The 11,741-nt window shown below is 33.8% G+C and carries 9 protein-coding genes and 1 pseudogene; 9 read left to right on the top strand and 1 reads right to left on the bottom strand.

Features of this window, described 5'->3' with window-relative positions:
* The 5 genes and pseudogenes from AC000W_RS10675 to AC000W_RS10655 all read left to right on the top strand — a co-directional run.
* Positions 1–110: pseudogene (locus tag AC000W_RS10675) on the top strand (L-threonylcarbamoyladenylate synthase); the annotation flags it as partial.
* Positions 111–113: 3 nt separating this feature from the next.
* Positions 114–1,538: a CCA tRNA nucleotidyltransferase gene (locus tag AC000W_RS10670; protein WP_474748176.1), complete on the top strand. Its 1,425-nt coding sequence runs from the start codon at positions 114–116 to the stop codon at positions 1,536–1,538.
* A 14-nt stretch (positions 1,539–1,552) separates the two neighbouring features.
* On the top strand, positions 1,553–2,587 hold the full coding sequence (locus AC000W_RS10665) for a COX15/CtaA family protein (RefSeq protein ID WP_474748175.1): 1,035 nt from the start codon (positions 1,553–1,555) through the stop codon (positions 2,585–2,587).
* A 27-nt stretch (positions 2,588–2,614) separates the two neighbouring features.
* Positions 2,615–3,109, top strand: a complete 495-nt coding sequence (locus tag AC000W_RS10660) for an IS1096 element passenger TnpR family protein (RefSeq protein WP_474748173.1) — start codon at positions 2,615–2,617, stop codon at positions 3,107–3,109.
* A gap of 46 nt (positions 3,110–3,155) precedes the next feature.
* Positions 3,156–4,214, top strand: coding sequence for a nucleoid-associated protein (locus AC000W_RS10655; RefSeq protein ID WP_474748172.1), 1,059 nt, complete (start codon positions 3,156–3,158; stop codon positions 4,212–4,214).
* A gap of 4 nt (positions 4,215–4,218) precedes the next feature.
* On the opposite strand, the gene AC000W_RS10650 is transcribed toward AC000W_RS10655, so the two are convergent.
* Positions 4,219–5,295, bottom strand: a complete 1,077-nt coding sequence (locus tag AC000W_RS10650; protein ID WP_474748170.1) for a hypothetical protein — start codon at positions 5,293–5,295, stop codon at positions 4,219–4,221.
* Positions 5,296–5,386: 91 nt separating this feature from the next.
* On the opposite strand from AC000W_RS10650, the gene AC000W_RS10645 reads away from it, so the two are divergent.
* The 4 genes from AC000W_RS10645 (at position 5,387) to AC000W_RS10630 (ending at position 11,735) form a co-directional block, all read left to right on the top strand.
* Positions 5,387–6,289 carry an ABC transporter ATP-binding protein gene (locus AC000W_RS10645; protein WP_474748169.1) on the top strand — a complete coding sequence of 301 codons (903 nt, stop codon included), beginning with the start codon at positions 5,387–5,389 and terminating at the stop codon, positions 6,287–6,289.
* 42 nt (positions 6,290–6,331) lie between these two features.
* Positions 6,332–7,165 carry an ABC transporter permease gene (locus AC000W_RS10640; RefSeq protein ID WP_474748167.1) on the top strand — a complete coding sequence of 278 codons (834 nt, stop codon included), beginning with the start codon at positions 6,332–6,334 and terminating at the stop codon, positions 7,163–7,165.
* Positions 7,166–7,194: 29 nt separating this feature from the next.
* On the top strand, positions 7,195–9,906 hold the full coding sequence (locus AC000W_RS10635; protein WP_474748165.1) for a T9SS type B sorting domain-containing protein: 2,712 nt from the start codon (positions 7,195–7,197) through the stop codon (positions 9,904–9,906).
* A 98-nt stretch (positions 9,907–10,004) separates the two neighbouring features.
* Positions 10,005–11,735 (top strand): T9SS type B sorting domain-containing protein, encoded by a 1,731-nt coding sequence (locus AC000W_RS10630; RefSeq protein WP_474748164.1) that lies wholly within the window; start codon positions 10,005–10,007, stop codon positions 11,733–11,735.
* Positions 11,736–11,741: the final 6 nt, after the last annotated feature.

Below are 11,741 nucleotides of genomic sequence, written 5' to 3'. Positions count from 1 at the left end.
TAAAAGGTGTGGACTATGTAGTAAATTTGTATCAAGAAAAAAAAATGGCGACACCATCATCAATTATTAAACTTTCCAATAATGGTGTAGTAAAGGTGATTCGCAAATAAAAGATGCCCGATAATTACAAAAAAGCTCTAACAAACCCTATTTTCAAAATCATCACTAAAGCCGCTAAGGAGCTTTCCATAGACAGCTATGTTATTGGTGGTTTTGTTCGTGATTTTTTTCTTGAAAGAGGAATTCCAAAAGATATAGATATTGTTGCAATTGGTAGTGGTATTGCATTGGCCAAAAAAGTAGCAGAAAATTTACCCAATAATCCAAAGGTATCTGTTTTCAAAAATTTTGGAACGGCTATGCTTAGGCATAATGGTATGGAGTTGGAGTTTGTGGGAGCAAGAAAAGAAAGCTATAATAGAAATAGTAGAAAACCCATTGTAGAAAATGGCTCTTTGGAAGATGACCAAAAGAGAAGGGATTTTACCATAAATGCCTTGGCACTTTCTTTAAATGAAGACAACTTTGGTAGTTTGTTAGACCCTTTTAAGGGAATTGATGATTTGGGTAAAAAATTAATTCAGACTCCTTTGGAACCAGGAATTACCTATTCCGATGACCCATTGAGAATGATGCGAGCCATCCGGTTTGCTACACAATTAAATTTTGAAATTCAAAGTGATTCTTTACAAGCAATTTTAGACAACAGAGAGCGTATAAAAATAGTATCCGAAGAACGTATTATAGATGAGCTGAATAAGATTATTGAAAGTCAGCAACCCTCTGTAGGTTTTAGACTGATGCACAAAACAGGACTTCTTTATCATATTTTACCAGAACTAATTGCCTTGGAAGGCATTGAAGAAATTGAAGGACAGAAACATAAAGACAACTTTTGGCATACACTTGAAGTGTTGGACAATATTTCCAAAAATACAGACAATCTCTGGCTACGATGGGCTGCACTCTTACATGATATTGGCAAAGCCCCTACAAAAAGGTTTGATAAGAAAATAGGGTGGACTTTCCATGCCCATGAATTTATAGGGTCTAAAATGGTATATAAACTGTTTAAGAGATTAAGAATGCCTTTGAATGAACATATGAAATATGTTCAGAAAATGGTACTTATGAGCTCCAGACCTGTGGTACTTTCCCAAGAACATGTAACGGATTCTGCAGTGCGTAGACTTGTTTTTGATGCTGGGGACTATGTGGACGACTTAATGACCCTTTGTGAAGCTGACATTACCACCAAAAACCCAAAGAAGCAAAAAAAATACAAGAACAATTTTAAAATTGTGCGTCAAAAAATTGTTGAAGTTGAAGAGCGTGATCATATAAGAAATTTTCAACCACCAATCTCTGGTGAAGAAATTATGAAAACCTTTAACCTTCAACCCTCAAAAGAAATAGGATTAATAAAAGAGGCCATTAAAGAGGCTATTCTGGAAGGTGAAATTCCAAATGAATATAAAGCTGCCCATGAATTTATGATAAAAAAAGGAAAAGAAATTGGATTAGAAATTACAAAGTAAAGTCTTAAATTACTATGCAAAAACATTATAGAAAAATCGCCAAAATATCGCTAATCATGGTATATCTGGTAATTGTTGCTGGCGCCGTAGTAAGAATGACAGGTAGTGGCATGGGTTGTCCAGATTGGCCCAAATGTTTTGGCACTTATATTCCACCAACTGATATTTCTCAACTAGAATGGCATGCCGAGATTGAGTATAAACAAGGACAAGTAATAATAATTGATGAAACCCTGCAAGTAGCCAAAAATGATTTTAAAACCTCATCAAAATTCAATAATAGCAATTGGAAGCCTTATACAAAACATGACTATGCTAAATTTAATGTATGGCATACTTGGATAGAATATGTTAATCGGCTTATGGGTGCTTTGGCAGGATTGGCAACTTTTGTACTAGCCATAGTTTCCCTTACTTACTGGAAAAAAAATAAAACAGTCACCATTCTATCTTGGCTGGTAGTATTTGCCATGGGTTTCCAAGGTTGGTTGGGTGCTACCGTGGTGTACTCAGTTTTAGAACCCGTAAAAATAACTCTCCATATGGTTATGGCCCTTGTAATTGTTGCAATGTTATTGTACTTAATATTCATAACTAAAAGTAACAACAGAAGGGCAGAATTTCATAAAAAAATAAGGTTATTATTTATTTTATCATTGATAATCACCTTGGTGCAGATTGTATTGGGAACCCAGGTGCGACAATTTGTTGATGAACAAGTTGGGATTGTAGGAGAACTTTCAAAAAATCTATGGCTGCAAAAACCCTTAGTGCAATTTTATATTCATAGGACCTTTTCAATACTAGTTGTGCTTCTTAATTTATTTATTGCTTTCAATATCAAAAAAAAGGGGTTGGATTACCCAAAAATCAGTTGGGTTTTAATTTTGATTCTTGTTGAAATAATTACAGGAATGCTGATGTATTATATGGACTTTCCTTTTGGCACCCAGTCCATTCATCTTGTTTTTGCAGCGCTGCTCTTTGGAACACAATTCTATTTAGTTTTGGAAGCATCAAAATCGGGTAAAACCCAAGAAACTTTGTAACTTTGTCCTCACTTAAAAATTAAGGGCATGATTTATAAGATTAGGGTAATTCTAGATGCCGAGGAAGATATCTTTAGGGATATAGAAATCCAGGAAACTGTTAATTTAGAAGATTTTCATAATGCAATTACACAATCTTTTGGTTTTGTAGGTGATGAAATGGCTTCCTTTTACACCTGTGACGATGACTGGAACCAAGATGAAGAAATTGCTCTTTTTGATGTTAGTGAAAATGGTTCTGATGTTCGCCTTATGAACGCAACTTTTTTAGAAGATGTGTTATGTGAACAGACACCAAAATTGATATATGTATATGATTTTTTAAACATGTGGACCTTCTATGTTGAGTTGGCCGATATTGTGGAAAAAGAGGACGGAAAGGCATATCCCAATACCTTGTTTAGTTTTGGGGAACTTCCAGACTCACCACCTGAAAAAAAATTTGAATCTGACCCAACATTTGATTTTGATGATACCATGGACAGTTATGACGATTTGGACTTTGATGAAAACTGGAATTAAAACAACTTTACTTTTTTAACCATTGCACTAACTTACTAATTAAACAATGCTCAACCTATACCCTACCCAAATTGAAAGTGTATCTCTCCATAGAGTTGGAAATAAAAACAAAAGTGAATCGGTTTTTTTATCTGCCGAACCTTATTCATTGAATGATGAAACAACGGGTTTGTTAAAAGAATATTTCTTTAGACCTTTTAGGGAAAAAGAAGAAAACTACTTTCATTTGTCTCATGAAGTTGATCTAGATTTTAATCCTCTTTTTAAAATTGTTTCCGAAATTTTTGCGGACCCGGATACTGCCCACACCAATTCAAAAAACATAGCAACTCATTTATTTGAACAGTCAAATCACCCACATATAAAAAGTGGTGAAGTTTATGTAGCTTATTTATCTGGTTTGTTATTAGATAATGAAAAAGTAGATGCCGTAGGTGTCTTTAAAAGTGAGTTAAAGCATGATTTTCTTCAGTTTGAAGAGAAAAGTGGTAATTTGGATATTTTAGTACAACAGGGGATTAATATCAATAAGTTGGATAAAGGGTGTCTTATTTTTAACACCAATAGAGAAGAGGGGTACAAAGTATTGTCTGTTGACAGTAATAGATACGATGCGAAGTATTGGTTGGAAAATTTTCTAGGAGTAGAAGCTCTTTCTGATGATAACTTTAAAACAAAAAATTATCTGAAATTCTGTCAAAATTTTGCGAAAGATGTAGTCTTGCCTGCCGAGGATAAACAACAAGAAGTCCTGTTCATGAACCGGGCCGTCAATCATTTTGCTAAGAATGATGCTTTTGAAGAGAGTTCTTTTTTAAACGAGGTAATGGAAAATCCAGAGTTAATTCCTGAGTTTAAGCATTACAAAGTTGAAAAAGGTCCAAAATATAGTATTGAGGATGTGTCTAATTTTGATATTGCCAACAAAGCGGTTTCCGATGCACGGAGAAAAATTAAAAATGTCATTAATCTAGATACCAATATTCAAATTAAATTAGATTTTATAAATCCAGATTCTGCTGAGAAATTTGTAGAAAAGGGTTGGGATGAAGAACGCCAAATGTACTACTACTTAGTGTATTTTAATAAGGAGCAGAAAAGCTAGATTGTTAGAATTTTTTTTCAATAATCTGTTTCATACTAACATCCTCATAATTTCTTTTTACAAAATCTAAAGCCAAGTCCAATACCTGTCCCATAGTGGTACACTTTTTAAAATTGATATCTAAGGTAAGTTCATAAATTTGGTCTTTTAACAAATCAATATGTGATTGTAGTGAAATATGATCGGTTTTACATATTCCAATCAATTTCTTGATTCTATTTCCAGAACTTTTTACTCTTTTGGCAATTATAGAGCGTTCTTCTATTTTATACTGGTCAACCGACTTCCGTTGCAATTTGCTTCGCACTAGCTCTACCATTTGGTAATTTTCTTTAAAAAACTGGGGGCGATATACTTTTAGTTTTCCTTCAAAACATTGTTGATCAAAATCTATAGCCCTAATCTTATAAACCACATGATCAAAATCATGTGTGGGCACAATGACATAATTATATGATCGCATATCACCCAATAATCTAATCATACATCGTTCGTTAAATTTTACAAACTCTTTGGCCAGTTGGGCTTTTTCAGATTCGGAGCATTTGGGAAGCATTTCTTTAATAAACTCATCCCCGGGAATTCCAGCAATGTGTTCTTCTATTAATGTGTCTTTATATACCAAAAAGTTAAGGTTGTAAGGAGAAAGCATGTGCTCTAACTCTAATCCATAAATTCTGGAAGCATCCGTTTTTTTTACATAGAAATAGGTGAAATTATCATTTAAAATATTTCGCACCTTAATTCTAAATGGTTTAGAGTTTCCAAAAGTGCAATAATCCACAGCATCAACATTTAAATATTCAAAAATAGCATCGCCTCCATCAGAATGCAAAATGGAATAGACTTGCTTTAGGCTTAAGTCAATTTCTTTTCTTTCATATTCAGAATAATATACCCGTATCCACAAGGTATCCTCACCGTGAATATCATATACAGTAACAGAGCCAGAAAAACGTAATAAATCCTCATAAAAAATGGGAATCTCTATTTTTCTATTATAGTAGTCCAAATATGCATCTAGCCTTTTATTAACTGGATAGGCAGGCTTTTTTTTGGACATTAATTTCTCGTCTTGCATGATATCAAACTATATTAAATAAGGTTATCTTGTAACAAAATAACAATTATCTCGTCAAGTTACTATAAACAACCCAAAAACACATCCTAATTTGGAAACGATACTGACCGTAAACAATCTCACCAAGAAATATGGCTATCTAACTGCTGTAAAAGACCTATCCTTTACTATTGAAAAAGGTAATGTATATGGTATTTTAGGACCTAATGGAAGTGGAAAATCCACTACATTGGGAATTGTCCTTAATGTTGTGAACAGAACCAATGGAAATTTTAGTTGGTTCAATGGTAACACTGATACTCATGACGCACTTAAAAAAGTAGGGGCCATTATAGAAAGACCTAATTTTTATCCTTATATGACCGCAATTCAGAATTTAAAATTGGTTTGCAAGATAAAAGAGGTAAATGAAGAGAAGATTGAAGAAAAATTAGAACTAGTTGGCCTTTTAGATCGTAAGAACAGTAAGTTTAAAACCTATTCTTTAGGTATGAAACAGCGTTTGGCCATTGCATCAGCGCTCTTGAACGACCCAGAGATATTAATTTTGGATGAACCAACCAATGGCCTAGACCCACAGGGAATTCATCAAATAAGGGAAATTATAAAGAAGATTGCCAGTCAAGGTACTACCATTTTACTAGCGTCACATTTGCTAGATGAAGTGGAAAAAGTTTGCAGTCATGTAGTTATTCTTAGAAAAGGTGAAAAATTGTATTCTGGAAGAGTTGATGACATGTTAGCAAGTCATGGTTTTTTTGAGTTGAAAACCGAAAATATTGATGAGTTAAAAGTATACTTAGAAAAAAATGAAAGTTTTGGGAAAGTAGCTACTGAAAATGGTCTTGTTACTGCTTTTTTAAAGGAAGAAATGAACCCAGCAGTACTCAATCAAGAATTATTTAAAAAAGGAATTATACTCTCCCATATGGTAAAGCGTAAGGAAAGTTTGGAAGAACAATTCTTGACATTGACCAAGAACCAAAGTAATTAATCCTATTTTAATCTAGGGTAACCTCATCAACCAAAAAAAATTATGATACGTTTATTACAAATAGAATTTATAAAGCTTTGGAACAACAGGGCAAGTAAGGTTTTGATTATTTCTTATTTTGTTTTGCTTACATCCATCGCTCTGGTGGCGGCCATTAAATTTGATATTGGACCCGTTAAATTCCATCTTGCAGAACAAGGAATCTTTAATTTTCCATACATATGGCACTTTAATACTTTTATTACTGCCTTTTTTAAATTATTCTTAGCCATTGTTATTGTGTCTATGATGGCCAATGAATATAGTAACAAGACCATTAAACAAAACCTAATAGATGGTCTATCCAAAAAAGAATTTATTCTCTCCAAATTTTTAACAGTTATTTCGTTTGCCACCATTTCTACCGTTTTTGTATTTGTAGTTTCTATGATTTTGGGGTTGATATATTCTGATTATAATGAGATATCCATTATTTTTTCTGACTTGGAGTATTTATTTGCCTTCTTTGTCAAATTAATAGGCTTTTTCTCCTTCTGTCTATTTTTAGGCATTCTTGTAAAACGTTCAGCATTTGCTCTAGGTTTTTTAATCTTGTGGCAAGTTTTTGAAGGTTTTGTACGCGGTATGATTCGCTGGAAATTATTTGATGGGGACACTACAGATAGAATAATGGGGTTTTTTCCTCTTAATTCTATGTGGAACTTGATTAAAGAACCTTTTTCAAGATTGGGAGCAGTAAAATCCGTTGCCAATCAAATTGGTGAGGAATTTGATTTTGACTATGCCGTGCATTGGTACGAGATTTTAATAGTACTTGTTTGGACAGCAATTTTCATCTATTCATCTTATGCATTATTAAAGAAAAGGGATTTGTAGTATCTTGTGAGATGCAACAAACCTAGGAAATGTTAAAAAAACGATTCCTTTTTCTTTTTTTGTTTTATGGATTCCTTACCATCTATGGTCAAGGAGAAGCTACCAATTGGTATTTTGGAAATGGTGCTGGCATACGGTTTAATAATGATGGGAGCGTTACAGCACTTACAGATGGCAGATTAAATACTGTTGAAGGCTGTGCCTCTATTTCAGATACAGATGGGAATCTTCTTTTATATACAGATGGTATAACCGTATATGACCGTACCCATAATATTATGCAAAATGGCACAGGTCTTTATGGAGATCCATCCAGCACGCAAGCAGCTATTATTGTTCCCAAGCCAGAAGATCCTAACATACAATATATTTTTACAGTAGACACAGCTATTTCCCAAGATGATTTGGACAGAGGGCTTAATTATTCCGTAGTGGATCTAACTTTAAATGGAGGAAATGGGGCCGTGATAGAAAAGAACGTAAACCTCTTAAAAGATTGTTCAGAAAAAATTACAGCGGTAATAAAAGACTGTTTTGATCAGTCAATATGGGTAGTTACTTTAGCAACAGAAAATGGGGAAGAAGGTATTTTTAACACCTATCATGCCTTTGAAGTAAATACTCTTGGCGTACAAACCAATTCAGTTAAAACTACTTTTGATGACTTGTTTATTGCTGATCCAAGAGGGTACATAAAGTTTTCTGCTGATGGTACGCGTGCAATTAGCGCCAACTCCAATTCAGGACTTTTTTTATATGACTTTAATGCTGATACAGGAATATTTTCCAATCAACAAGCTATTAATATCTCTATAGATGAACGGTTTGCATATGGAGTGGAATTTTCTCCAAATCAACAATATGTATATATTTTAGCCTCAAATAATTACCCCCCAGGAGAAACCTCTTTTCATAGAGCTTCTTTGCTTCAATATGATATAACTGCAATGGACATTTCTGCTACAGAAGTAGTTTTAGATGACCAAAATTTATATAGAGGCGCCTTACAGCTAGGTGAAAATGGTAAAATATACAGGACCATAGCATCAGATTATTTTATGGGTTCTCCTTATTTAGGTGTTATAAACAACCCAAACGAGAAAGGAATTACGGCAGACTATGTTCATAATGCTATTTTTTTGGAAGGAAAAAATGGCACTCAAGGATTACCTCCATTTATTCAATCTTTTTTTAATAAAGTAGATTTAGTTAAAAATCCTGATGGAACAAAATCAAGTTCAATAGATATCTGCATAAATGAATCTTTTACTTTAGAAGCAGAACTCATTCCTGGGGCAATATATAACTGGACAAAAGATGGTGTCCCCATTACAAACTCTACAAATACCTTTGAGGTTCTAAATGCTTCATTAAATGATACTGGTCGCTATAGTCTAGAAATTGTATTACCAGACCCTGATGAATGTGCTATTTTAGGAGAGTCTAAGATTGATGTTAACCCATTGCCTCCTAATGAAACATTAGTATTAATTCAATGTGATTTGGATGAAAATACCAATGATGGACTTACAGCTTTTAACCTTCTTGAATTAAATATAAACCCAGAGTTTAGTTACAATTTTTATGAATCCAGTTTAGACAGGGATAATAATGTTCCAATTATAGATTACACGAATTTCATAAATACCACCTCCTTTAACCAAACCATATATTATTCCGCAACCAATGATGCAGGGTGTAAAAATGATGGAGATTTGGAGCTAGAGGTACAATCAGTATATTTAAGCATCGTATCACCATATGTTTTTCAAACCTGTGATGAAGATTCAAATGATTTTATTTTGGATGGTTTTTTCAATTTGGAAGAAATAAGACCAATAATAAACTCCACTCGCGATGTTTCATTTTATTCATCTCTGGATAATGCAAGTATAGAAATTAATCCCTTGACAGGTGTAATTAGAACAGAATCTACAACACTTTATGCTAGAATTGAAAATGAGGGGCAATGTGAGGATGTCGTATTGGTAAGTTTATTAATAAACCCTAAACCAGTTTTTGATTTTGATTCTTCAATTACATGGTGTAGAGATGGTCCAGCAATAGAATTAATTGCTCCATCTGGTTATGATTCATATAGATGGTTAAAAAATGAAAATGGAACTATTCAAGAAATGGGTGAAAATCCATCTATTTTAATTTCTTCCATTGGAAATTATATTTTAGAGGTAGGTTATGAATACCATACTAGTGATGGAGTTGTTTTATGTACTTCAGAAAGGACATTTTTAATTGAACCTTCCAATATTGCTGTTATAGAAGATGTTGTGGTAGAAGATGTTTCGGACAATAATGTAGTTGAAGTATTAGTATCAGGTGATGGTATATATGAATATTCATTGGATGGAGAAATTTATCAAGATTCCAATTCCTTTGAAAATGTATTGCCAGGTTTTGTTACTATCTATGTACGAGATAAAAACGGTTGTGGTATATCAGACAAATTAATTTCCGTAGTAGGATATCCAAAGTTTTTTACTCCAAATAATGATGGTACTAATGATTTTTGGCAGCTGAAAGGTGTAGATGGACAATTTCAAAATGGAAGCCTTATTGCTGTTTATGACAGGTATGGTAAACTCTTGGCACAAATAAATCCAGATTCCAAAGGTTGGGATGGTACTTATCTAGGCAAAGCTCTGCCATCATCTAATTATTGGTTTAGAATTGTTTTAGAAGATGGGAGAACATTTCAAGGACCTTTTGCATTGAAAAGATAAATACAAATTCATTGAACAGTTGTTTTTCTCTATTCACCCTAGGTTTTATTTGAGAAATGGAATTTGTGGTATCTTGTGGTGTTTGATTCTTTTTTCAAATGAAAAAAAAGCTGCTATATCTTTTTCTAATTCTAATCCAAGCTATTGGATATGGACAAGATTGTCCATCACTTATAAGTCCATTAGATGGGTCCTTACAAGTATCTGTATTTAGTAGTATTTCTTGGGAACCAGTTACCGGTGTTACTGGTTATATTATCTCTCTGGGGACTACACCCGGAGGAACAGATATTGTAAACGAATTATCTGTAGGTAGCGCAAATTTTTATGACCCTCCTTTGGGGCTTCCAGAAAACACGGAAATTTTTGTTACCATTACCTTGTTCTTTTTTGACCAACCTAACATTACATGTACAAGTCAAAGTTTTAGAACGGAAATCATAAATGAACTTCCATTTTGTACCGATTTAAGTAATCCACTTAACGGGTCTACAAATGTTAATCCAGCAACTAATATAACATGGGAATATGCATATTACGCAACTGGTTATATACTCAATATAGGAACAACTCCTGGTGGCGGGGATATTTTGCCGGATACAGATTTAAGCAATACCCTTTCTTACAATCCACCGATTGATTTACCACCTGATACTTTAATTTACGTTGAAATATCTTCATATAACAACGTTGGAATAACCAATTGTTCATCCTCAAGTTTTACCACTAGCCCAGCTGCTACCTTACCAAGTTGTGCCTCCATGGTTTCCCCTCTAAATGGAGCAATTAATGTTCCTTTGACTCCATTATTAGAATGGACAAATATTCCCGAAGCGACAGGATATTATGTGTCCATTGGTTCATCCCCTTTTGTTTCTGATGTACTAGATAATGTAACATTTTTTACTAATTCCACTTTTGTAATAGATTTTGAGCCCAATCGTACGTTTTTTATCACTATTAGGCCTTTTAATGCTGCTGGTGAAGCAATAGGGTGTGGTCAAGAATCTTTTTCTACCCTATTGGGGTGTGGTCCCTATTTTGATGCAACCACAGGTGAACTAACAACCTTAAATCCAGAAATAAATTTTCCAGATACTATTTCTTTTTGCCAAAGTGAAGCTCCCTTTTTAGTTTCTTCTCCCGACATAGCTGATGGATACAGATGGTATAAATTAGATGATTTTGGAAATGAAACACTTATTTCTGATGCCAGAGATGTATCTCTTTCGGAAATTGGATTATATAAATACGAGGCGTACAATAATGTTTCTCAATCCACAAATACAATAGAATGTCCTTCTTATAAAGAGTTTTCTGTTGTTTCCTCAGAAATAGCAACCATAACTTCTGTAAATATAACAGGGCCGTCCAGCAATTTAAATATATCCGTACAAGTAACTGGAGTTGGAGATTATGAATATACTTTAAACAATATTGATGGTCCTTATCAAGATAGCAATATTTTTAGTGATGTGCCCGTAGGCTCATATACAGTTTACGTAAGAGATAAAAATGGCTGTGGTATTACTGAGCAAAGCGTAGAACAGGATCTAACAGTTGAAGGTTTCCCAAAGTTCTTTACCCCAAACGGGGATGGTATCAATGATTTTTGGCAATATATTCCACCGACGCTTGCCGATGAAATTAGCTTAAATCTAATTTATATTTTTGACAGATATGGTAAATTTTTAGCACAAATAGACCCCGAATCACAAGGCTGGGATGGCTTCTATAAAGGTAGAGCCCTACCTCCAGGTAGCTATTGGTTTAAAGTTATTCTAGAAGATGGTAAACGGTTGCAAGGTTCTATTGCTTTAAAAAGATAACTGCAA

It is taken from the genome of Saonia sp., from assembly GCF_056326165.1.
Note: the sequence above shows the minus strand (reverse complement) of the source record. Positions and strands in the feature narration are given on the sequence as shown.